At 34.6% G+C, this 25,246-nt stretch carries 19 protein-coding genes; 3 read left to right on the top strand and 16 right to left on the bottom strand.

What is annotated here, in order from left to right; translation table 11 throughout:
- Positions 1–21 precede the first annotated feature (21 nt).
- From EKL95_RS14360 to aspS, 5 genes are all read right to left on the bottom strand, one after another.
- Complete coding sequence (locus EKL95_RS14360) at positions 22–543, bottom strand: NADH-quinone oxidoreductase subunit C (protein WP_126458220.1); 522 nt, start codon at positions 541–543, stop codon at positions 22–24.
- A 4-nt stretch (positions 544–547) separates the two neighbouring features.
- On the bottom strand, positions 548–1,096 hold the full coding sequence (locus EKL95_RS14355) for an NADH-quinone oxidoreductase subunit B (RefSeq protein WP_113664545.1): 549 nt from the start codon (positions 1,094–1,096) through the stop codon (positions 548–550).
- An 87-nt stretch (positions 1,097–1,183) separates the two neighbouring features.
- A complete protein-coding gene (locus EKL95_RS14350) occupies positions 1,184–1,549 on the bottom strand; it encodes an NADH-quinone oxidoreductase subunit A (protein WP_126458217.1) in 366 nt (121 codons plus the stop codon).
- Between the two features lie 289 nt (positions 1,550–1,838).
- Positions 1,839–2,033, bottom strand: coding sequence for a cold-shock protein (locus tag EKL95_RS14345; RefSeq protein ID WP_007137066.1), 195 nt, complete (start codon positions 2,031–2,033; stop codon positions 1,839–1,841).
- A 132-nt stretch (positions 2,034–2,165) separates the two neighbouring features.
- Complete coding sequence (gene aspS, locus EKL95_RS14340; RefSeq protein WP_126458214.1) at positions 2,166–3,911, bottom strand: aspartate--tRNA ligase; 1,746 nt, start codon at positions 3,909–3,911, stop codon at positions 2,166–2,168.
- 226 nt (positions 3,912–4,137) lie between these two features.
- Between aspS and EKL95_RS14335 the strand changes: the two genes are divergently transcribed.
- Positions 4,138–4,482: a toxin-antitoxin system YwqK family antitoxin gene (locus EKL95_RS14335; protein WP_126561266.1), complete on the top strand. Its 345-nt coding sequence runs from the start codon at positions 4,138–4,140 to the stop codon at positions 4,480–4,482.
- Between the two features lie 534 nt (positions 4,483–5,016).
- Here EKL95_RS14335 and EKL95_RS14330 read toward each other — a convergent pair.
- The 5 genes from EKL95_RS14330 to EKL95_RS14310 all read right to left on the bottom strand — a co-directional run bounded on the left by EKL95_RS14330 (position 5,017) and on the right by EKL95_RS14310 (position 11,526).
- A complete protein-coding gene (locus EKL95_RS14330; RefSeq protein WP_126458206.1) occupies positions 5,017–6,687 on the bottom strand; it encodes a sodium/sugar symporter in 1,671 nt (556 codons plus the stop codon).
- Between the two features lie 31 nt (positions 6,688–6,718).
- The gene (galT, locus tag EKL95_RS14325; RefSeq protein ID WP_126561267.1) at positions 6,719–7,768 is read right to left on the bottom strand and encodes a galactose-1-phosphate uridylyltransferase; all 1,050 of its coding nucleotides are present in this window, start codon (positions 7,766–7,768) and stop codon (positions 6,719–6,721) included.
- 3 nt (positions 7,769–7,771) lie between these two features.
- A complete protein-coding gene (gene galK, locus EKL95_RS14320; protein WP_126564496.1) occupies positions 7,772–8,938 on the bottom strand; it encodes a galactokinase in 1,167 nt (388 codons plus the stop codon).
- 487 nt (positions 8,939–9,425) lie between these two features.
- Positions 9,426–10,472, bottom strand: coding sequence for an arabinogalactan endo-beta-1,4-galactanase (locus tag EKL95_RS14315; protein WP_126564495.1), 1,047 nt, complete (start codon positions 10,470–10,472; stop codon positions 9,426–9,428).
- 1 nt (position 10,473) lies between these two features.
- On the bottom strand, positions 10,474–11,526 hold the full coding sequence (locus tag EKL95_RS14310; RefSeq protein ID WP_199736853.1) for an aldose epimerase family protein: 1,053 nt from the start codon (positions 11,524–11,526) through the stop codon (positions 10,474–10,476).
- 101 nt (positions 11,527–11,627) lie between these two features.
- On the opposite strand from EKL95_RS14310, the gene EKL95_RS14305 reads away from it, so the two are divergent.
- Positions 11,628–12,626, top strand: a complete 999-nt coding sequence (locus EKL95_RS14305) for a GntR family transcriptional regulator (RefSeq protein ID WP_126564494.1) — start codon at positions 11,628–11,630, stop codon at positions 12,624–12,626.
- Between the two features lie 371 nt (positions 12,627–12,997).
- Here the strand turns inward: EKL95_RS14305 and EKL95_RS14300 are convergent, their stop codons facing one another.
- The 6 genes from EKL95_RS14300 to EKL95_RS14275 all read right to left on the bottom strand — a co-directional run bounded on the left by EKL95_RS14300 (position 12,998) and on the right by EKL95_RS14275 (position 23,045).
- Positions 12,998–14,134 (bottom strand): aldose epimerase family protein, encoded by a 1,137-nt coding sequence (locus EKL95_RS14300; protein WP_126564493.1) that lies wholly within the window; start codon positions 14,132–14,134, stop codon positions 12,998–13,000.
- 62 nt (positions 14,135–14,196) lie between these two features.
- Positions 14,197–15,939 (bottom strand): family 43 glycosylhydrolase, encoded by a 1,743-nt coding sequence (locus EKL95_RS14295; protein WP_126564492.1) that lies wholly within the window; start codon positions 15,937–15,939, stop codon positions 14,197–14,199.
- 107 nt (positions 15,940–16,046) lie between these two features.
- Positions 16,047–17,117, bottom strand: coding sequence for a glycoside hydrolase family 2 TIM barrel-domain containing protein (locus tag EKL95_RS14290; protein ID WP_126564491.1), 1,071 nt, complete (start codon positions 17,115–17,117; stop codon positions 16,047–16,049).
- A gap of 139 nt (positions 17,118–17,256) precedes the next feature.
- Positions 17,257–18,342, bottom strand: coding sequence for a family 43 glycosylhydrolase (locus EKL95_RS14285; RefSeq protein WP_231507428.1), 1,086 nt, complete (start codon positions 18,340–18,342; stop codon positions 17,257–17,259).
- 91 nt (positions 18,343–18,433) lie between these two features.
- Entirely contained in the window at positions 18,434–19,945 is a 1,512-nt protein-coding gene (locus tag EKL95_RS14280) for a RagB/SusD family nutrient uptake outer membrane protein (RefSeq protein WP_126564490.1), read from the bottom strand.
- 25 nt (positions 19,946–19,970) lie between these two features.
- Positions 19,971–23,045: a SusC/RagA family TonB-linked outer membrane protein gene (locus EKL95_RS14275; RefSeq protein ID WP_126564489.1), complete on the bottom strand. Its 3,075-nt coding sequence runs from the start codon at positions 23,043–23,045 to the stop codon at positions 19,971–19,973.
- A 230-nt stretch (positions 23,046–23,275) separates the two neighbouring features.
- Between EKL95_RS14275 and EKL95_RS14270 the strand changes: the two genes are divergently transcribed.
- Complete coding sequence (locus tag EKL95_RS14270) at positions 23,276–25,192, top strand: two-component regulator propeller domain-containing protein (RefSeq protein ID WP_126564488.1); 1,917 nt, start codon at positions 23,276–23,278, stop codon at positions 25,190–25,192.
- Positions 25,193–25,246 lie beyond the last annotated feature (54 nt).

The following is a 25,246-nucleotide window of genomic DNA, read 5'->3' as shown; positions in this document are numbered from 1 at the left end:
GAAAAATTATAATTGTTTTTTTTAATAATTGTCGGTTGTTCTACCAAAGAAACGGTCATCTTTATCCGTTCTTCCGCTGTCTTCCATTGGGAATTCCTTTCGCATTGGAAAAGAAATCATTTCGTCCATATTCAAGATACGTTTCAATTGCGGATGACCAATAAAGTTTATCCCATAAAAATCATACGTTTCTCTTTCCATCCAGTTTGAACTTAGGAAAATACTTGATATCGATTTTATTTCAGGGGTTTCACCATTGATAAACACTTTGATTTTAATTCTTTTGTTTTCGTACCAATTGTGTAAATGATATACTACCGCAAATTGATGTTCTACATCATTATCTGGGTAATGAATTCCACACAGATCAGTTAAAAAATGAAAACGCAATATGGGATCATTTTTTAAAAAAAGAATCACCGCAGTAATTTTGTCCGCAGTAACTTCAAATGAAAATATATCTCTCTCTTGATTGAATTCAAAAACAGCTGAATCAAATGTCTCAACTAATTTCTCTTGGATTTGTATCGTTTCTAGCGCCATTCTTTTATTTGATATTATACGAAGCTAATAATTCTTGGTATTCCGGGGAACTTCTTCTTCTTACGGATTCAGTTCGAACCAACTCTTGTAATTTCATAACTCCGTCAACAATTTGCTCCGGTCTTGGCGGACAACCCGGAACATAGACATCGACCGGTATCACTTTATCAATTCCCTGCAAAACAGAATAGGTGTCAAAAATCCCTCCAGAGGAAGCGCAAGCACCAACGGCTATTACCCAACGAGGCTCTGCCATTTGCTCATATACCTGACGTAAAATAGGGGCCATTTTTTTTGAAATCGTTCCCATTACCATTAACATATCGGCCTGGCGCGGAGAGAAACTCACTCGCTCTGAGCCAAATCGAGCCAAATCATAATGCGAAGCCATTGTTGCCATAAACTCTATACCGCAACAAGAGGTTGCAAAAGGTAATGGCCATAATGAATTAGCACGAGCCATACCCACAACATCATTCAGTTTTGTAGCGAAGAAACCTTCTCCTACAACTCCTTCGGGTGGCGCTACCATATTTATTTTAGAATCACTCATCTTTTATTATTTTGAATTACAAATTTTGAATTGTAAATTATAATGAAACCATTTAAAATTTAAAATTCAGCATTTAAAAATAAATTTTTATTCCCACTCTAACGCTTTCTTTTTGATGATATAGAAAAACCCTATCAAAAGCAAAGACATAAAAATCACCATCTTTACCATTCCTTCCATTCCTAATTCTTTGAAATTGACTGCCCAGGGATACAGAAAAATTACCTCCACATCAAACAAAACAAACAATATGGCTACTAGAAAATATTTAACAGAAAATGGAATTCTGGCATTTCCTACCGATTCAACACCGCATTCAAAGTTTTTATCTTTCGCTTCTGAAGATCTTTTAGGCCCTAATTTACCAGAAATTATTATGGTGCCTACAACAAATCCCACCGCTAAAACTAACTGCATTAAAATTGGGATATAACTTAATTGATCGGATTGCATGGTTGTGGTTTTTTTAAATAAATATAAATGACAAAGATACCCTTCAAATTATTAAATAGCAATGAAAACTTAAAAATACATGGCTACTATATCGATGTAAATTTACAATTTTTATTAATTATAAATAACAAAAAATATTTATCTTGTGATGTGTTTAACATCCCAAGGGTTTAACAAAGTCAAATATCAGTAGTCTTTTTGAATACTACGCTTTGGTGCAAAAAAAAAACGTTCCGATAAATATCGGAACGTTTTAAACATTCGTAGGCAAAAAAATTAATTTTTATGCTTAGATCACTGCTACTTTCGCAGCAACTTTTCCTTTTCTTCCTTCTTCTTCTTCATAGCTAACTCTATCCCCTTCGCGTAATTCTTCCGCGTTGATTCCTGATGCATGAACAAAAATGTCTTTTCCTGTTTCTTCGTCTGTAATGAATCCGTAACCTTTAGATTCATTGAAAAATTTAACTGTACCTGTACGCATTGTAATAGTAATAATAATTTATAATGGAGCAAATGTAATATTTAATATAATACGAAATACGATGTTGTGTTTTTATTTTGCAAAAATATTGACATTCAACGTTTTCTAACGAATTTTATCGACAAACTACAATTACGCTAACTTTATATGCAGCTCTTTTAACTGTGATTCGTCAATTTTAGACGGAGCATCAATCATAACATCCCTGCCCGAATTATTTTTTGGAAAGGCAATAAAGTCTCTAATGGTTTCCTGTCCGCCAAGAATGGCTACTAAACGGTCCAATCCAAAAGCCAATCCTCCGTGTGGCGGTGCGCCAAACTGAAATGCATCCATCAGGAATCCAAATTGCGCTTTTGCATCTTCCGCTGTGAAGCCTAAATATTTGAACATTAATTCCTGTGTCGCTTTATCATGGATACGTATTGAACCACCACCAATTTCATTTCCATTCAAAACCATATCATACGCATTGGCACGAACTTTCCCTGGATCGGTTTCCAGTAAGTGCATATCTTCCGGCTTAGGAGATGTAAAAGGATGATGCATGGCATGGTAACGGCCACTTTCCTCGTCAAACTCTAATAAAGGAAAATCAACCACCCACAACGGAGCAAATTCAGCTGGATTTCGCAACCCTAAACGAGTGGCGAGTTCCATACGCAACGCACTTAACTGCGTTCGCGTTTTATCAGTAGGACCAGAAAGCACAAAAATCATATCTCCGGGTTTTGCTCCGGTGATTTTTGCCCACTGTGCTAAATCGTCTTGATCGTAAAATTTGTCAACAGATGATTTATAGGTTCCATCTTCATTGCATTTTACATACACCATTCCGGATGCACCCACTTGAGGACGCTTCACCCAGTCAATTAATCCATCAATTTCTTTGCGGGTATAGCTCCCAACTCCCGGAACTGCAATTCCAACCACAAATTCCGCCGCATTAAAAACTGGGAATTCTTTGTGTTGTGCTACTTCATTTAATTCCCCAAACTCCATTCCGAAACGAATGTCCGGCTTGTCATTTCCGTAGGTCTTCATAGCATATTCATAGGTAATTCTTGGAAATTTTTCTACTTCAATACCTTTTATTTCTTTTAATAAATGTCTGGTCAGTCCTTCGAAAACATTCAAAATATCTTCTTGTTCCACAAAAGCCATTTCACAATCAATTTGTGTAAACTCCGGCTGTCTGTCTGCTCGCAAATCTTCATCTCGGAAACATTTTACGATTTGGAAATATTTATCCATTCCGCCCACCATCAATAATTGTTTGAACGTTTGCGGCGATTGTGGCAATGCGTAAAATTGCCCTTCATTCATTCTGGAAGGCACCACAAAATCTCTGGCTCCCTCTGGAGTAGACTTAATCAAATAAGGAGTTTCTACTTCACAGAAATCCAAATCCGAAAGATATTTACGCACTTCCATCGCTACTTTATGACGAAACATCAAACTGTTTTTCACTGGATTTCTTCGGATATCAAGGTAACGGTATTTCATTCGGATATCTTCGCCACCATCTGTTTCGTCTTCAATAGTAAAAGGAGGCGTGAGAGAAGCATTCAAAATAGTAAGTTCCGTTACTAAAATTTCTATCGCTCCCGTTGGGATATTATTATTTTTGGCTTCGCGCTCAATAACAGTACCTTTTACTTGAATCACAAATTCACGACCAAGGGTTTTAGCTCTTTCAAAAACTGTTTTATCCGAACGACCTTCGTCAAAAATTAATTGCGTAATTCCATAACGGTCGCGCAAATCAACCCAGTTCATAAATCCCTTATCACGTGATTTTTGCACCCAACCGGCAAGTGTAACTTCGGTGTTAATGTGTGAGGCGTTCAACTCGCCACAGTTATGACTTCTATACATGTTCTAAATTTTTGATTATTTTGTCCTTTGGACATGGCTGCAAATTTAGGACTAATTATGAATAATGAATTGAGAAATAAGAAATTTTAGTAATGAGTAACGCAAGGCACTTCGTTAAAATGTTAAATTTTATTCTAATGTTACTAAATTGTTAAGTAAAAGTTTTTTTATTGTAAAATAATTTATATATTTGTTAAGCCAATATGAATTTTAAAAACCCAAAACCATGAAAAAATATATAATATTAACCGCACTGCTTTTTTCAGGAATAGCATTCGCTCAAGAAAATAATCCAAAATTAGAAGCTCTAGGTGATTTAGTAAAAACAACTTACTACTTTGAAAATGGAAAAGTACAACAAGAAGGCTTTTTTAAAAATGGAAAATTGGAAGGGATCTGGACTGCGTACGACACAAATGGTAATAAACTATCTGTTGCTATTTATGAAAATGGAGAAAAAACTGGAAAATGGCTTTTTTGGAATGGCAATAATTTAAACGAAGTAGACTATTCTAACAGCAGAATTGCTTCCGTAAAAATTTGGAAACAAGATGCATTAGTAACTAACTAAAAAGACCTCAACAACTATAAAAGCTTTCGTTACTCCGAAGGCTTTTTTTTGTGCCTTATATTTTTGGGTTAATACATCTTTAAAGTTTTGTCTCATCTAATAAAAAAATGGACATGAAAAATTAAACTAAAAATATAACGTTTCTTCGGGAAATAATCAGTCCTAAATTAAAAAAGTCCTTATAGCCATTAGGTCTAATTTTTAAACCTCACTCCGACTTCGCTCTGTGCTGGCTAGAAATATCGATTTTGTAATTCCGGTAGGCCTGTCACTTTTTTTAGAGAAAACCAAATCTATGTGGCCCAATACCACAGAAGGACTGGAGAAGCAACCTAATAATTGGGCTATCTGGCTCTTTTTTCTATGTTTTTATTAGATGTCTTTTTTATTTAAGATTAATTGAAGTTTTTATGGATTCATAACTAATGGATTTGAATCGTTTTTATGATCCTCAATACACTTTTTTAAACAACAAAAAAGCGATGAATTCAATAGAAATTGAACGCATCGCTTTTTTTGAATCTAAAACATTATCTACCAAAAAATAGTGTAAAACGCTGCAATAATCGAAAGAACAATCAACATGCCTACGGTAAAACCTGGTGACATTTTAAACATGGTACGATCAATTTCCAGACCATTAGTTTTAACGCCTCGCGCTGTTTCATACATACTGATGCTGTACATCCCGATGACACAAATTAAGAAAACAAATCCCATGCGATCAATAAAAGGAATTTCATAGACACCATTCCCATTTGGAACTGAAAAACCGGAAGAATGAAGGAACGATAAATCTACAAAAGCCGGCATGAATTTAAACAGAATAGAAAACATAAATCCACCAATTGTTGCAAACAAAGCCGCGTTAGAAGTTGTTTTTTTCCAAAAGAATCCTAAAATAAACATAGCGAAAACGCCCGGACTTACAAAACCTGTATATTCCTGAATGTATTGAAATCCTCCTTTTTTATCAATTCCAAGAAAAGGCGCTACTACAACTGCAATTAACATCGCCGCTACAATTGCTTTCTTCCCCACATTAACTAATGTCTTTTCATCGGCATGCACATTCAATTTGGTTTTGTAAATATCCAACGTAAAAATAGTAGCGATACTATTCGCTTTTCCGGCCAATGACGCTACAATCGCCGCAGTCAAAGCAGCAAATGAAAGTCCTTTTAGGCCCACAGGAAGCAAATTTAACAAAACCGGATACGCACGATCAGGATTTACTGTACCATCTTGCAACATTTCAGCGCCAAAATGCCCGTTCTGATACAATACAAAAGCAGCTATTCCGGGCAAAACAACAATTATAGGCATTAGCAATTTCAAGAAAGCAGCAAACAAAATTCCATTTCTCGCCGTTTTTAAATCCGCCCCCAACGCACGTTGTGTAATGTATTGGTTACATCCCCAATAATTTAAATTGATGATTAACATTCCTCCTATCAAAACTGACAATCCTGGTAAATCCATATAATTAGGATTCGTTTTTTCAAAAATCATGTGAAAATGGTCGTTTGCATGAGTCGTCATCAAATTGAACCCATTTATAACTCCCGTAGAACCAAATTCTTCGGCAACTAAATTCAATGCTAAATAAGTAGTAACCAATCCACCCAAGATCAAAAAGAAAACTTGAATCACATCCGTATACCCAATCACTTTCATTCCGCCCAGCGTAATCATCACCGCAAAAAACGCTAAGAAAATCATACACAAAGTAATATCCAGACCAGAAATGCTGCTTATCGCCAAAGCGCCCAAATACAATATAGAAGTAAGATTGACCAAGACATACAACAACAACCAAAAAACAGCCATAATCATAGCAACATTACTGTTATACCTTTGATTCAGGTATTGCGGCATGGTGAAAATTTTATTTTTCAAGTATACCGGAATAAAGAAAATAGCAACGATAATCAAGGTAAAAGCTGCCATCCATTCATACGTAGCAATCGCCAGTCCCATTTTAAAACCACTTCCACTCATTCCTATAAATTGCTCCGCACTAATATTACTGGCAATTAATGATGCGCCTATGGCCCACCAAGTAAGCGATCCTTCTGCTAAGAAATAATCTTTACTGCTCGTTTCTTCTTTCTTTTTCTTTCTGTAAATCCATATTCCATAACTGACAATCAGGATGAAATAGAAGAAAAAGACAATATAATCTTGGATTGCTAAAGTTTGCATTGGTTAAATGTATTTAGTTATTGGTTAATGGTTATCTATTTTTATAATGTACATTTGATTGCGCTCTTAAAACGGCTGCACTTTTCTCCGCCGTGATGTCCCTTTGCGATTCACCCATCATTTCATACCCTACCATAAATTTCTTTACGGTTGCAGACCGCAATAACGGTGGATAAAAATGCATGTGAAAATGCCATTCCGGATGCAATTCTCCGTCTGTTGGAGACTGATGAATTCCGGATGAATACGGAAAAGAAGTTTCAAAAAGGTTATCGTATTTGGTTGTCAATTGCTTTAAAATAACCGCAAAATCCGTCACTTCAGTTTCCGTGAAATCAGTTATTTTACTCACATTTCGTTTGCTGACAATCATAGTTTCGTAGGGCCAAATCGCCCAAAAAGGGACTAATACCACGAAATGATCATTCTCAACAACAATGCGCTCGTCCAGTTTCATTTCTTCTTGTAAGTAATCCTGAAAAAGTGTTGTGTTGTGTTTATCAAAATACGTTTTTAGATTTTTTTGCGTTTTTTCCACTTCGGTGGGCAAAGAAGATTGGGCCCAAATTTGTCCGTGCGGATGCGGATTGCTGCACCCCATCACACTTCCTTTATTTTCAAAAATCTGAACGTGGTTGATGTACGCCACATTACCCAAATCCATATATTCTTTTTGCCAGGTACGAATGATGTTTTCAATCGCTTCGGCCGGCATTTCTGGCAATGTCAAATTATGTTTTGGCGAAAAGCACACCACACGAGAAATTCCTCTTTCGGGTGTAGCTTTAAAAAAAGTCTCTTTCTTGTTCTCTTCAAAAGCAATTTCGTCTTGCTTTAAAGCGGCAAAATCATTTTCAAAAACAAAAGAACTTTCATAATCCGCATTGACCATTCCATTCGCTCTAACATTCCCTGGACACAAATAACAAGTCGGGTCATATTCCGGCAAGGCATCCGGAGATATTGTTTCATTTTGTCCTTGCCAAGGACGTTTCGAACGGTGTGGAGAAACCAGCACCCATTCGTTGATTAACGGATTATAACGTCTGTGCGGATCTTCGTTGATATCAAAATTTTTCATTTATTAAGCAGTGTAAAGTGATGTTCCATTTCCGATTTTAACATCATAAATTTTTAATTCTATTCCAAATTTATCTAAATAAAGAGTAGAAAGCTGCTGTTTAATTCGCTCTTCTTGTCCTTTTTTAATCAAATTAATGGTACAACCACCAAAACCGCCGCCCATTAATCGAGAGCCTATCACTGATCTGTCCTCTTTCACCGTGTGTACTAAAAAATCCAATTCGGCGCAACTCACTTCATAATCCAATGATAATCCTTCGTGCGTACTGAACATTAGCTGTCCTAAAACTTCAATGTTTCCATCATCCAAAGCGTCACAAGCCAGTTTCACGCGATTCATTTCTTTCACTACAAAAAGGCTCCTTTTGAAAACATTCGCAGACATTTTATCTTTTAGACTCCAAACGTCCTCTTCTTTACAATCTCTAAAACTACTAATTTCCGGGAAATAAGCACTAATTATCGATATTCCTTCTTCACATTCTTTCCGTCTGGTATTGTAAGCCGAGCTAAACAAGGAATGTTTGACATTACTATCGAATAAAACTAAGGAGTAATCACTAAAATTAGCATTATGGTATTCATATTCTAATGTCCTGCAATCAATTTTTATGACTTTGTTTTCAAGACCCATTACACTGGAAAACTGGTCCATAATTCCGCAATTGATTCCCACCCAATGTTCTGCTTTTTGTCCCATAAGCGCAATATCAATGGGTTTAATTTTAAAATTGAACAGTTCATTTAAACCATACAAAAAGCCACATTCTAAAGCCGCCGAAGATGACAAACCGGAACCAACCGGAATATTACTGCTGAAAACACAATTGAAACCCTCCACGGAATAACCGTTCCTTTTCAATTGATTCAGAACACCACGCAGGTAATTTGTCCATACACTATCCGTCTGATTTTGCTCTTCGTTTGTATAAACTTCGAACTCGTCATTCAAATCTATAGCCACAATTTTAGCGGTATCCGAATTGTTTTTTTCGAAAGCAAAACAAATAATTTTATCGATGGCTGCCGGCAAAACAAAACCATCGTTGTAATCAATGTGCTCTCCTATAATATTGATTCTGCCCGGGGAAAGAACAATTTTTTCAGGCTCTGATCCAAAAGTCTCCTGAAAAAAATCAATTGTTTTGTGTACTAAAATGTCATCCATGATTTAAAAATTATCCATTTCCTTTTTTAGGAACTCGTTGTTGTTGTTGTTGTTGTTGTTTTAAATATTCAGTAAAACTATATGGATTTTGGTTTATTTAGTAGCGTACAAGGTCAATTTACCGCTCTTTAGTCCTGCTCCATGTACTTCTGGTTGTATAGCATTGTACGCCTGTCAATTAACCATTTACAGTGAATGTAAGTTAAAATATTCTTTAAATGATTAATGACTTTACTTAAACGAATACCGAGTTTTTACTTGATTTAATTCAAATTAAAAACTTCAATGACTTATAAGTAATAACCATGGTATAATGTCGTATTTTAAAATCAGGATAAAATTATGTAACAATCTGATTTAAAGCTATTTTACTTAAAGTTAATTCTTTTGACTTTACGACTTTTAAACTTTCGACTTACTTATGTTGCAAAAAAAATTAATAAAATGCTGTTTTTTCCTAGGATTAAGCGGCATTTCTTTTCTTTAACTAATCCTTAAACGCATCTAAAGCCATTGATGGTTTTCCGTCAGACTGCCAAGCACTCAGGGAATAACCGCTCCAACTTTTTTCTCCTTGTGGTTCCCAATACATTACGCCAAGTCCTTTGTTATTTGGTACCGCTTCGACTGCTTTGATTGTTGCTGCTAACATTTCGTACGTATTTTGCGCTTTGTCATATTCCCCACCAACTTCTACAACCATCACTTCTTTGTTGTATCTGTCCACCATATCGTTTAGATTATACGCTAAATCCGCAATAGTTTCTGTGTAATCTTTCTTGATCCAAAAAGGATAATAGGACAGTCCAATCACGTCGTACTTTACATTATTTGCTGTAGCGTTATCAAAAAATAATCTGAATTTTTCATTATTATTTCCTTCGTCAAGATGAACGATTACTTTAATTTTAGGATCAATAGCTTTTGTAGCTTCATACCCTTTGTTGAGTAATTGTGCCAATTGATTCCAGTTTTTGGTACTTCCTTCCGGCCACATCATTCCACCTGGAATTTCATTGCCTACCTGAACCCATTCCGGAGTAACTCCTGCTGATTTCAAGGCATTCAAAACATCAAAAGTATGATCATACACATCCGTCATTAACTCCTGAAAAGTATGATTTGCCCAGGCTGCGGGTTTCGCTTGTTTTGCCGGATCGGCCCACGAATCGCTATAATGAAAATTGATCATGATGCGCATTCCCATTTTTTGCGCACGCAAAGCCATGACAACGGTTTCTCCCTTGCTGCAATGTCCACTGGCTTTATCGTCATTTGGATTGACCCAAACACGAAGCCGAATGGTATTCATTCCTCTGTCCTTTAGGAGTTGCAAACAATCTTTTTCAATACCGTCAGTATCATAAAATTTATATCCTGTGGCTTCCATTTGTGGCAACCATCCTATATCAGCTCCTTTTGCAAAAGTAGCAACTATTGGAGTTGGCGTATGATCCACATTCGTTTGAGAATTACTGGACGTAAAAAACAAAAATAACAGTAACAACGACAATATAGTTTTACTATTTTTCATTTTAAAAAGATTGGAATTTATAACTTGTTTTATGATAATATATTTCACCTTTTTTTAGAATAGCATTCGGGAAATGTTCGTGATTTGGTGCATCAGGAAAATTTTGCGTCTCAAAACAAATACCGCTCAAAGCATGATAATTTGCATTTTCTTTTCCTTTTATTGTATTAAAACAGTTCCCACCAACATAAATATGAACCCCAGGTTGATTCGTATAAACGGTCATTTTCAAATTATTATTTTTATTAAAAAGAGAAGCAGCAAATTCATTTTCCTTTTCTAATACAAAAGTGGCATCAATTTTTGGAGGACACTTTTTAGGTTGATTAAAATCGAAAGGTATATTATCTAAATCCAAAAATCTACCAGTTGGACTATTTTGATCAGTAGTCTCTACCATTTTTTGAGCGTTAACGATTAACTCCTGTTCTAAAATATCAGAATCGTGACCATCGAGATTAAAATAACTGTGATGGGTTAAATTCACAACTGTATCTTCGGTCGAAATAGCTTTATACTCTATAATTAATTCATTGTCTTCCGATACCATATAGGTGATTTCTACTGATAAGCCTCCTGGATAATTTTCTTCCCCATCAGGACTAAAATATGCGAAAGTAATAGCCGGGTTTTTGCCTTCTTTCACGTTTTTTACTCGCCAATTTTTTTGACTATATCCAATATTTCCACCATGTAACGAATTATTGTTATTGTTTTTATTTAAATGAAAAGCTTTACCGTTCAAACTAAAAAAGCCATTATTAATTCTGCCAGCATATCTTCCAATGGTTGCACCAAAGTATGGCGCACTTTCCAGATCAAATGATTTTATGTAAGCATCTAAAGTATCAAAACCCAATACCACATCTACCAATGCACCGTTTTTCAGTGGCATTTTCAACGAAGTAATAGTTGCACCATAATTGGTGATTTTAAGTTGCATTCCATTTTTGTTAGTTAATTCATAAAGAGAAACCTCTTCACCATCTGATGTAAAACCAAATAATTTCATTACAGAATTAGCTTTAAAATGTGATATGTGTTTTATTTTCATTATTTATTTATGAAATATTAAAACCAAAAGTAAAATAATTACTGTTACTTACATACCAGTACCTACCAGTTTTTGTATATTGCCAAGAAATTCCATTTTTTATGAAAATAATTTCCATTCAAAACAATATTGGAGTTCCTAAATACAAACAAATTATCATTACCGTTGAGAAGGGAATTGAAGAAGGAAAATTAATAAAAGGAGACAAACTCCCCTCAATAAATAAAGTGTGCTTAGAGTTTTCATTGTCTCGAGATACGGTTCTTCTAGCCTACGACGAATTAAAAAAAAGAGGTATTATTTATGCCATTCCGGGCAAAGGCTATTATATAAAAAGTGTTGAAGTCACTATAAAACAACGGATTTTTTTACTTTTTGACGAATTGAATATTTTCAAAGAAGACCTGTATAATTCGTTTCTGGAAAACATTGGTACAAATGTTCAGGTAGACATTTTCTTCCATCATTTTAATGCTCCTGTTTTCCAGAAACTAATTAATGACAGTAATGGCAATTACACCAAATACATCATCATGCCGACCAATTTAACCCAGGCCGCCATCGTGATAAAAACCCTACCAGTTAATGATGTATACATATTAGACCAGACCAATCCAGAACTAAAATCCTTTCCTGCCGTGTATCAAAATTTCGTAAAAGACATTTATGAGGGCTTACTGAAAGGGAAATCCAGACTAGATAAATATGAAAAAATGATTATGATTTTTCCGGGATTTCGTGAACCTTTGGGAATGAGAATTGGTTTTGAGAATTTTTGCAAAGACTTTGCTTTCGATTATGAAATCATTACTGAATTTAAGAATCGGGAAATTAATAAAGGTGAAGTGTACATCATCCCGAGTGACAGGGATTTAGTGCGTGTAATTGAAAAATCAAAACTTCAAAACTTAAATCTAGGTAGTGATTTCGGCGTTATTTCCTACAACGAAACGCCTTTGAAAAAAGTAGTTGAAAACGGAATCACAACCATTTCAACGAATTTTGAAGCTATGGGAAGAATTTTGGCACAGATGATTTTAAAAGGTACAAAAGAACAAATTGAGAATAAGAGTGCTTTGAATGTCAGGAATTCGTTATGATGAGCTAAACCCTATAAAATCCCTACTCTGATACTTTTTACTAAAAACCGATGAAGTCCTAATCAAGCGATAAGGCGTTAACTTTATTCGCTACGTAGGTCCAGCTCATCGGTTGAACTGTTGATTTAAAGATACAAATTTATTGCTTTGACAAAACTAAAGTATTGCTTGTCCTTATTTATATAAAATGGTTGTCAGTAACTAATACCAATTCATTATTCAAGCCCCGAATTGCCGCGAATTTCTATTCTAATTTTAAAAAAATTGGTGAAAATTAATAAAATTATTGGCTAACTTTTTTAGAAATAGTTCTCTCTTGAAAATTTAGCCCACTTAGCGGATAGTCATCTTATATAATTTAAAATTTTGCCTTATTTTGAAATAAAAAACTTATAAATACAAATAGAATAGTATTTTTCCCCGGGATTTACTGTAGTTGTAGGGAAATGATTTTTATTAGGGCTATCCGGGAAATGTTGGGTCTCCAAACAAAAAGCTGTTCTATACTCATAAGCTTTACTTTTTTTTCCGATTTCAGTACCATTTAAAAAGTTCCCTCCGTAAAACTGCAATCCAGGTTCATTTGTGTAAACTTCCATAGTTCTCCCGGACACAGGTTCTATAACCTTTGCGGCATAGTTTAAACCTTCCAAATTTTGATTAAGGACAAAGTTGTGGTCGTAACCAAGACCATATTTGAGTTGCTGATTTTCGGCATTGACTCTTTGCCCAATTGCAGTTATTTTTTGGAAGTCAAAAGCTGTATTCTCTAAACTGGCTATTTCTCCAGTAGGAATTAACCCTTCGTCAACTGGTGTGTAATAGGCCGCATTGATCTGTAAAAGATGGTTGTTGATCGTCCCGTTTCCAGCTCCTTTTAAATTAAAAAATGAATGATGAGTTAAGTTTACTACCGTTGGAGCATCAGTGGATGCCCAATACTCAATTTTCAATTCGTTATTGTTTGTAAGTTTGTAAACAACCTTTACAACAAGATTTCCAGGATAACCTTCTTCCATGTTTTTTGATTCATATCGTAGTTCTAAAGTTTGATGATCCACCTGTACAGCATCCCAAACAACAGATTCAAATCCTTTATTTCCTCCATGAAGATGGTTCAGGCCATTGTTTTTGGCCAAATCATATTCTTTACCATCTACTGAAAATTTTCCGTTCGCAATACGATTACCATATCTACCTATTAAAGCTCCAAAATATTTTTCTTTAGAATTTAAATAATCATCAATATTTGGATATCCCAAAACTATATCCTCATAATGACCTTTTCTATCTGGGGTCCATAATGAAACAACTTTACCCCCATAATTGGTAATTTCCGAAATCATTCCCGAATTATTCTTTAACGTATACAGTGAGATCTGTTTACCATCTATTTCTCTTTCAAAATCGCTTTTTTTAAGTAGTTTAGTATTCATGTGTTTTTTGTTTTGCCCAATAGTTATTACTGTAATGAACATAAAAGACATAATTAAAATCGCTTTTTTCATTGTTTTTTTTTAATTGTTTTTGACTCAATTCTGGATGTTTTACATGCTTTTCAACAAGGGATTTAATCAATAATTATTTTTTCGTAAATCGTATTTCCTTCATTAGAAATATGAATAAAATATAATCCTGATTTTAAAGACGAAACATCAACCTTACATTCCCCATCAGTTGTAGTCGTATTAGTTTCTCTTATAGTTTTCCCTGCAATATCAATAATTTTGATTTGTACAATGCTGTCTTGGTTATTTAGTCCAGTAATTGTAAATTTTTCTTTTGCTGGATTTGGATAAATTTTCACCGTGTTAGACCTATCCCTATTTAATGTGTTTAACGTTGCTCTTACAAATTCAAGTTTAAACTGTTGATTATCTGTTCCAGTCGAAGTGTTTTGCTGAACATTTCCCCCATTAACATTAATATCAGCAGCATCTATCTCGAGTGTTTTACCACTATTCTTATTAGTAATACTATAATTCCCTGAACCGATATCCGTTATAGACCATAATTGACAAGGAGCTCCATTAGGCGTCCAAATTGTGGCACTGGCTAGATTAGAAACGCTACAACCTCCAATTTCCATTGCTAAACCACTCAATGCAGATATAAAAGTATAATAACCATCCCCAGTAGCTTGAATCCACCATTTTTGCCCTAGTCCTCCGTTGTCCTCCCATTGAATGATGTTTGCAGGATTACCATAAACAGCTCCTGCAATTTCAACTAATTTTGTGGTGTTCTTTTGCTTAATCTTATACAGCCCATTTGCCACTGCTAGAATAGGTAATGCAGGCTCTCCACTGGGTGCTTTTATTGGTTCACCTATAACGGAAGGCTGTTCAAATTGTGGAATTCCGCTTCCATCAAAAGTGATTTTTTGAGCTCTTGTAGTTCTAGTATTTCCACAATCACCTCCAGAATTTGGCGTTGCATGATAGGCAAACCAATCTTCTGTACCGTCTGGAGATTTAAAGAAACAATTGTGTCCTGGACCATAGCTACGGGTTGCCGCATTTGTTGCAAAAACAGGGTCAGGCATCTTTGTCCAAGAAGACAGAAGTAAAGGATTAGCCGAATCATTCATATACATCATCCCCATTTTGTAGTCTGGTGTCCAACAACCATTGGCAGAATAGGCCATAAATATCTTTCCGTTTTTTAAAAGAATTTCAGGTCCTTCATTTACATCACCAAAATTTCCTCCAGACAATTCCCCTGGGCTTGATAACAATGACCTTGAGCCAGTCAGAGTCCACGGATTACTCATTAAAGACACATAAATTCTTTGCGGTTTATCTCTTCCAAGTGCATTTGTTGTTGCGTCTATTCCTGACCAGAAAAAATAGCGATTCCCTAAAAGTTCCAAAACTGTTCCGTCTATAGCATAATAATCCGCACCCGTAGAAGAAAGCTTTCCCCTGAAATTCCAATTATTTGACATTGGGTCGCTGGTACTGTTTTCGATCACAAATGATTTTTGAACATTTGACCCTGTTTCTTTAGCAGTGTAATAAATATACCACTTCCCATCCAGTTGATGTAATTCGGGTGCCCAATAGTCTCCTGTTTGAGCACCCACATTTCCCGGTCCAAATAATCTTGTTAATCTCACTTGTTTTAAGCCTTCAAGAGTTGTTGCCTTTTTAATAGAAATGTCTCCACCAGTAGTTCCAGTGTAGTAATAGTATCCGTTTACATAAGTAATATGAGGATCTGCTAAATCTGCAATAGGTTGCGTAAATGTCTGAGAAATTCCTGCTTGAAAACAACAAATAAAAAAAGCTAAAAGCACTTTGTTTAATTTCATGAATATTATTTTTTATTGTTCAATTTAATCGGACTGTAAATTAGCCCTTCTCTTTTTTTGATGTTTTTACAAACTTTGGTTGTTCTAATCAAGCAGGTTGAATGTCATTATTTTTTTGCAGTCAATTTTTTTATCAAATTTACCTCATCTTGACGATATGGCGCACCATCCTTTGTAAACACATCGTGAAACCATTCAATAGGCTCTTCCCCATTTACCATAGGAGTGTCCCATTGATAAATAGTATTTGACTTTCCTGCTACTAAGCCCCAATTAATTGCTCCAATGTTTTCTTTTTTTAATAATGGCAGAATATTTGAAAACCTGCTATTTCTAGTTCGAGCCATATATTCTGTACAAATCATGGGTCTACCATGTGATTTTAATAAGTGAATTACTTGTTGATGCTCTGCAGCGTCCCCATAATGGTGGTATGTAATAATATCAGAATTTAAAGCTTGGAAAGCATTGAGTTCTTGAAAACTCCAAGTCCACAATCCAGCCGTTAAAGGTTGACTTGGGTTAATTTCTCTAGCCCATTCAAAAACTTTAGAAAGAAGATTCATTGAAGTATTCAATTTTTCACTATTACCGGGTTCATTATATAAATCCCACATCACGATACGGTCATCTTTGGAAAATGTTTTGATGATATCTTGAACATAAATTTTTAGTTCCGGAAAGTTTTTATCTTCTTTAGAGGCAGGATCTCCTGGATCTTGTACCCAACCAGAATTATGTATTCCTGGTTTAGGACTTGGCTGTACACCCATTTTTGGGTTTTTATCCCATACATCATCAAATATTACAAAAATAGTTTTTATACTGTGTTTATCTGCTATTTTTAAATATGTTTTGATCCGATTTTTAAAACCTTCCGGATTCTCCTTGTACACTAAACTATGCAGGTATACACGCATGGTGTTCATGCCAATACTTTGAGCATACCCTAATTCTTTGTCAATTGTTCCTTGATCAAACGTGTCTGCCTGCCACATCTCCAATTGATTTATAGCTGTACTTGGGATAAAATTAGCTCCTACCATCCAATTATTTTGAGCATGCCAATTTTCTGCTCTTTCAATAGACCATTTGTTCTGATTGTATTGTTTGTTTTCTTGAGCCAATCCTGCATTTAAAGTAAGTATAGCAAACAGGTTTACGATATATTTTTTCATTTTAGTATTATTGAGATTTAATTATTATTTTTTCGTTATTGAAAAACAACCGTTTTGATAAAAAAACGGTTGTTTAATTAACTAACTCAAACCATTAATCCTATGAATATTAATACATTAAGGATTAAATATTTTTAAATTATTCCCCTGCAGGGATAATTAATTCTTTATTAAGTGGTTCCGAAATTCCAAAAACTGGAAAACCATTGTTATCCCACGTAAATTGCTGCATTCTCATTGATCTATTTTCTCCACATCCTTGTCCAGGTTGCGGGTTGGCATGATATAGAATCCAATCCTCTTTGCCGTTTAAAGATTTAAAGAAAGAATTGTGACCGGGCCCAAAGGTGTTTCCAGTTGTATTAGATTTAAAAAGAGGATTGTTTTCGCTTCTTGTCCATGAGTTTACATCTAAAGGATTTTTTGATACTTCCATCGATATCATTCCAATGCTATATCCATCTGTCCAACATCCTCCTGCCGAATAGAACAAGAATACCTTATTGTCTCTAATTAAAAATTGGGGTGCTTCTGCTACCAAAGGATTGGTATTATTAGTTTCCCAAGTTGCGGTTGGTTTCAATAAACATACTCTTTCTGTTGAAACTTTAAAGGGGGTTTCTAATTTGGCTATGTATAAATTTTGACTGACATTAGTATCACCAGACCATCCAGACCAGGCAAAGTAATACTCGTTGTTAATCTCGATATGGGTTCCATCGATTGCCCATTTATCATCGGGCAGTTTTAATTCCCCCTTATCTACCCATGTTCCCAGAAATGGATCTTGTGACGAATTTTCAAGAACCCACATTTTGTGATTTTTATTATCGCCATCACTTGCAGCATAATAGACATACCATTTTCCATTAATTTTATGTAATTCGGGTGCCCATATTTCTTTCGAATTAAAACCAGACGAGGGTGGGGTCCAAATTATTTTTTTTGTACCATTTTTAAGTTCAGACATTTTCTCTGTTCGCATCAATGTGATATTATTTCCGGTAGTAAATGTCACAATATATTCATTGCCATTTTTATACACCCAAGGATCAGCACCAGAGCTCAGAATTGGATTTTTAAACGTAGTAGCAGTAGACATTGCGTCAATTTTTGGACTTTCACTGCTAATTTGGCTACTGTTGCAAGAAATAAATAAACTTACCGTAAGACAGACAATAGAAATGGCTCCACATTTTCTCAATTTTATTTTTAGTGATTCCATACTTGTAGTTCTTAAATTAAATATTTAGGATAAAACCCGTTAGGTGCAAATGATTAAAAAAAACAGCACCAACGGGTTTTTAATCTGTATTTTACCAATTAGGATTCTGTGTCATATTTGGATTAATATCCAAGTCTCTTTGTGGTATAGGCAGTAATTCGTGTTTCCCTTTTACAAAATTATTAAATCCAGGATCCTTGCTACTTAATGTTGGTACTAAATCACCCCATCTTTTTAAATCGTTAAATCTATGACCTTCACCTGATAATTCTAAGAGGCGTTCATGCTTGATTTGAGTTAAAAATGCTTGCTGTGACTTCCCGGTTGCTAAGGGCGCTAAGCCTGCTCTTGACCGTACTCGATTAACATATTGGTAGGCATCGTTAGTTTTTCCAGTTGCATTCAAACATTCAGCATACATTAAAAGAACATCAGCATACCGAATAAATCTGTAGTTGTTAATTCCTCTGAAGCCTTCATAATTTCTAGCGTGATCGTGAAGGAACTTTCTAAAAGATACCCTTTTATTGTTGCCATATCTTTGTAAAAATGTTTGACCATAAACCATTGTGGCAGCAGGACCGGCTTCGTTAGTAAAGTTGTATAAAAATGTTGCCGGCAGTCTGGGATCTCTTTCGTTTGAAACCGTTTTTTCAATTTCAAATTCATCAACTACCCATCTTAATGCTTCAGCATCTGAAAACCCTACTCCAGGTGGTGCATAGAATTGACCAATAGATGTTCCATAATTATGGTTAGCGGTTTGTACGTCATTATCTGTTCCTTCTGTAGGATTTTCAATATAGCTCCATTCAATTACGGATTCTGTATTAAATTCTGAAGTGATTTTGAAATTTTCGGAATAATTCGACACTAAATTATAGGCACTAGCTCCATCGCCAACAACTAAATAATCAAGCGCTTTTTTAGCAGCTTCGTAATCGCCTAATTGCATGTAGGCTTTTGCTAATAAAGCATTGGCACCGCCTTTAGTAATTCTTCCTTGATCTTTTGGATCCGCATAGCTCTTTGGTAAACTGGCAACGGCTTCCGTTAAATCCTTAACTACTTGAGCCCAAACTTTAGCCTCAGTCGAAGTTGTTGGTAAATCTGTTGGTGCAGATGGTTTTAATTGCAAAACAACATTGCCCCACAAACTGGCTAAATGATAATAATGCATTCCTCTGAAAAAATAGGCTTCGCCCAATACTCTTGCTTTCAAGTTTGAATCCATAGTTATAGCCGGCACATTTGCAAGGACAGCATTTGCTCTATTGATTCCAACATAATTATCAAAATAAACATCAACCATTGGTCCAAAATTAGAGTCTGGTTGTATGAAATTATTCATCGCATTGGCCAAATCACTCCAGGGGCTATAACTTACACCCACATCGGATCGCAAATCATAAAGCATGGGTTGCCATCTTGAAAATCCTCCTCTGTGCAAGGTACTATAACAGGCATTAATACCTTTTACAGCATCTCTTTCATTCTGCCAAAAACTTTGGTTAGTTACTTCGTTTGGGTTAACTTTATCTAACTCGTCACTACAAGAAGAAAAAATTGTTAACAGTACAAATAATATTAATATATTTTTCATAATTTTTTACTTTAGTTTTTTGTTTTTAAAATTCTAGATTTACACCAAATGCAAGAATTCGATTTGAAGGCCAGTTTCCGTTGTCCACACCTCTTTCGAGAATACCATTACCTTGCACATCGGAATCAAGTCCAGAATATTTGGTAATTGTAAATAAATTTTGTCCTGTTGCATAAACACGCAATCCAGTCATTTTTAATTTTTTTAGAATACTGTCTTCAAATGAATATCCTAGTTGAATATTTCGCAATCTAAGGTATGAGCCATCTTCCAACCATCTATCTGAACTAAATCTAGCGTTGTCAACCAAACCTTGATCATTTGTTGCTACACCAATTCTCGGGTCACTTGTATTTGTATTTGTTGGGGTCCAGGGATTTACATCACTTCTAAAGTTTGTATTTTGATAGGAATCTAACTGTTGTCTCACACTATTAAATATTTCATTTCCAAAGATCCCCACAAACTGCGCACTTAAATCAAAATTCTTATAATTAGCTCCAAGTTGTAATCCTGTTTGTAAAGTTGGCCATGATGAAGATCCACTAAAGTCTCTGTCCGTATCAGATATTCTTCCATCCGCATTGCTGTCTACAAATTTGACATCTCCAGGTTTTGCAAAAGGCTGAATCAAATTGCCATTTAACGAGTGAGCATCTATTTCAGATTGGTTTTGAAAAATACCATCTGTTTTTAACAAATACCATTGGCCTAAAGGTTGTCCCACCTTGGACCTTGTCAATCCAGTTTGTATGTAATCTATGCCTTCTCCACGGTTTCCAACTTTTTCAACACGGTTTTTTATGGTTGTAAAATTTAAACCAACATTCCATTTAAATTCATTGACATTGTTCGCGTATGAAGCTTCAAGTTCAAATCCAGTATTTCTAATTGAGCCTGCATTTACTGGAGGAGTACCCCCTAAATTACCTAAATAAACGGCAATAGGCAAATTAGTAACTAAGGCATCTTCAGACAATGAATTATAATATGCCGCAGACAGTTTTACTGTATTTTTAAATAATGATGTTTCTAGACCATAATTTTGTGTTTTTCTATTTTCCCAACGTAAATCCGGGTTCACCAATGTAGCTTGATAGGAACCCACTTGAGGCATACCGCCAAGAATCGCTCTTGTATTGTTATTTATTGTTCCTTGCCAATCAAAAGAACCCAAGGTTACGATTCCCAACTCACCATACGAAGCATTTATTTTCAAATCATCAATCCAAGGAACATTAAAAAAATCTTCTTTACTAATTCTCCAAGCACCCGCTATTGATGGAAAATTACCTGTTCTATTGTCTTTACTAAAACGACTGTCTTTGTCAATTCTTCCTGTAAGGGTTACATAATATTTACTGGCATAATCATAATTTATTCGCCCTAGATAACCAAAAGTTCTATAATCATCTGTGATTGCACCTTCGCTAGTTGATGTTCCTGTTGTTGAATTTATTTGGGTAAATATTTGATCTCCCAATTCCGTAATGTTACTTCTCATAGCTAAAGAGAAATCTCTTTTTGTTTGTTGGTCAGAAATACCTACTACACCATTTAAATTATGTTTCCCTACTTTTTTGTTAAAATTAAGGGTATGTTCCATCAAAACACTGATAAATCTTGATCTATTGTCAGCGATAAAACTAGGGCGAACTGCAGCATTAAATTGGGTAACTCCATTTCGTCTTATTCCTTTAGAAAAGTCAAAACTTGCATCAACACCAACATTAAATTTATAGCTTAAACCCTCTATTATCTCCACATTTACAAAAGCATTACCAACTAATTTCGCAAAATTTATGTTTTCACGTAAAACATCAGTAACGGCAACTTGATTCTTTGAAAATGAAACGGCATCTACAGTTCCTATTCCCCAACCTCCAGGATTATTAGCATTTATGTACCCGTCACCTTTTACAGGAATAACAGGCAACATAGTCACCATATCGAAAAAAGGATTACCCGTATCAAAAGATCCTAAAGGTTGTTTTGTGGTTGAATTAGATATTAATAAATTTTCTCCGATAGTTACGATACCTTTTTTCATCTGGGTATTCACTCTAAAAGATGTTCTTTGAAAAGACCTTCCAATTAGCACTCCTTTGTTTTCAAACTGGCTTGCAGAAAGAAAATAGGAAGAAGTTTTAGTACCCCCAGAGGCGCCAATGTTTAAGTCTACAGTATTTCCGGTTCTCGTCACTTCATCCTGCCAATTTGTATTGATATTGGGATTAAAATTTGCTCCAATTGATAAAGGAGGCATTAATCCAGAATTTGTATAACTTGTTTTTTGTAATTCGGCATATTGGGCATTGTTCATTACATCCCAAGTTTTAGGAATTTGTTGTATCCCAGTGTTAAGCGTAACGGAAATTTTAAGTGGTCCTTCTTTGCCTGATTTAGTTTTAATAATAATAACTCCATTGGCAGCTCTTGAACCGTAAATCGCTGCTGCAGATGCATCTTTTAAAATTTGGATAGACTCAATATCATTATTATTTATGGTTTGATTTGCGTCAGTAATCATTCCGTCAATAATGTATAATGGATTAGAATTAACAAAGCTAGCTGATCCTCTTATCTCTATTTGAGAATTTTGTCCCGGTTGTCCACCGTTTCTAACAGTTACACCTGCGGCTAATCCTTGCAGAGATTCAGCAAGGGAGTTTGAGATGTTTTTATTTGTTTTAGTTGGATCAATAACAGCAATAGCACCTGTTAAATCACTTTTTCGTATCGATTGGTATCCAATTATGACCACCTCGTCTAAATTACCGCTGTCTGAAATTAAAACAACATTAATTGTAGTACGTCCATTGACTTTAATTGATTGGCTCTGATAACCAATATAGCTAAAGTCTAACACAGCATTAGAAGAAACATTTTTCAATGTGAATTTCCCATCAAAATCGGCAGTAGATCCAAGCTGAGTTCCTGAAATTAAGACATTGGCACCCGGTAATGGAGTTCCATCACTACCTTTAATTTCACCGCTAATATTAATTTGGCCTTGAGAATAAGCGTTGTTTAGGAACGCAAATAAGCAAAATGTTAAGGTAATGACTAATTTAATTAATTTTGGTACATTTTTTTTCATTTTGTAATAGTTTATTTGGTTATTTGGTTATTTCTAAACAAAACACGGTCAAAAAAAAAAATAAATCTATATTTAACGTGTCATTTTTTATACAAATCAATTATAATATTTATTTTATCAGTAATATTATTATTTATGGAATGAATTGTATAATTATAGGATAATATGAATTGAAAATTGGCATTCTATTTATTTACTTTTATTCACAAAATTAGTATTAAGATTAAAAAATGAAAAAATACATCGTTCACCTCTTCATAATTTATTTCTTGACCAATTCTTCATTTGGGCAAGAGTTTTATTTTAAAAAGTATAAAAGCGAAAATGGTTTATCACATAATACTGTGCTTAGCTCTCTTCAAGATAAAAAAGGGTTTATGTGGTTTGGCACCAAAGATGGGTTAAACAGATTTGATGGCTACACTTTTAAAACTTTTCGAAATGACACTAATAGTCCTAATAGCATAGGGAGTAATTTTATTGAATGTCTCCACGAATACAATGGTCAATTGTGGGTGGGAACTAATAATGGATTATTCAAATACAATGAAAAAGCAGAAGATTTCAGCCTTTTAAGAAAGTCTTTAAACAAACCCATTGTTGACATTGAGAATGATAATGATGGAAACCTATGGTACATTGCAGACTTAACTTTATTCAAGTACACAATAGCAACTAAAAAGACGGTTAGTTATAAAAATAAACTATTGTTTAATGTAGAAGAAATAACCAGAGCACCTGATGGAAGAATTTGGGTAGCATTTAATAATAATCTATATGGTTACAATAAAGAAACAAATTCGTTTAAAAAAATTAGTATTAACATCTCCACAAAAAACAAACTTCCCATAAATATTAGCAAAATAATATGTGAAGGTGAAAATAATATTTTTATCGGAACACAAAATAGTGGTGTGCTAGTTTATCATATTCGTAACAATAGTATCAAACGATTGCGTCTGCATAATGGTGAACCTTTATACATAAGAGATTTTTTAAAAATTAATCCAAACGAGTTGTGGATTGCAACAGAATCCGGCTTAATTATCTATAATTTGAAGAGTTCTAGGTATAAAAATTTAACTAAAAGCTATAATAATCCCTACTCTATTTCCGATAATGCAGTTTATTCCTTGACAGCAGATTCTGAAGGAGGCGTTTGGATAGGTACTTATTTTGGGGGCATTAATTATTATCCAAAACAGTACATACAATTCAAAAAATATTATCCAAAACTTGGTGAAAATTCAATTAGCGGTAATGCAGTTCGTGAAATTCGTTCGGACCCAAATGGGAATTTATGGATTGGTACTGAGGATGCTGGACTTAATAAGTTTAATCCCAAGACGGGACTTTTTACTAATTACGATCTTCCCAAAAATAGCAACTTATTGACCCATAACAACATTCATGGACTATTAATCAAAGAAAATAAACTGTGGATCGGAACGTTTGACCGTGGAATTGACATCATGGATACCGACACTGGAAAAGTTATCAAACATTACAGTGTAGGAGATGGTCATGGTCTGTCCAGTAATTTTGTTTACACACTTTATCAAAATATTTCAAAACAAATTTTTGTTATTACTTCAACGGGTATACAAACTTACGATGCAGGAAAAGATAAATTCATCAACATAAAAGGATTTGCAGAACGGGTTTTTTATACTTCATTTATGGAAGATAAAAAAGGCATTCTTTGGGATGGTACCTATTGGGATGGTTTAATTAGTTATAATCCAAAGACTAATAAGCGCACTGTTTTTAAACATAATAAAGACAATTCAAAAAGCATCAGTAATAATGCTATAAACGGCATCTTCCAAGACTATAAAAATGATTTATGGATTGCAACTGAAAATGGGCTAAATGTATATAATTATAAGAGCAATGAATTTAAAAATTATACTACTAAAGATGGATTTCCCAGCAATGTATTTTACTCAATTATTGGAGGTGAAAAAAATATTCTTTGGATAAGTACTTCAAAAGGTCTGGCTGAATTCGATCAAGAGTCAAAAAAAATTAAGGTGTATACGGAAGACAATGGTCTGTTAAACAATCAATTCAATTATAATTCGGCTTACAAAGACAAAAACGGTATGATTTATTTTGGCAGCACGAGCGCAATGTCATTAAGTTAAGGAATTTTATATTGCATCTTTTTGATTTTTAAGCACTAAAGGTCGAATTCGATT

This window comes from Flavobacterium sp. LB2P53 (assembly GCF_003970305.1).
In the GTDB taxonomy this organism is placed as follows: Bacteria; Bacteroidota; Bacteroidia; order Flavobacteriales; family Flavobacteriaceae; genus Flavobacterium.
This window is presented reverse-complemented; position numbering and strand designations above follow the sequence as displayed.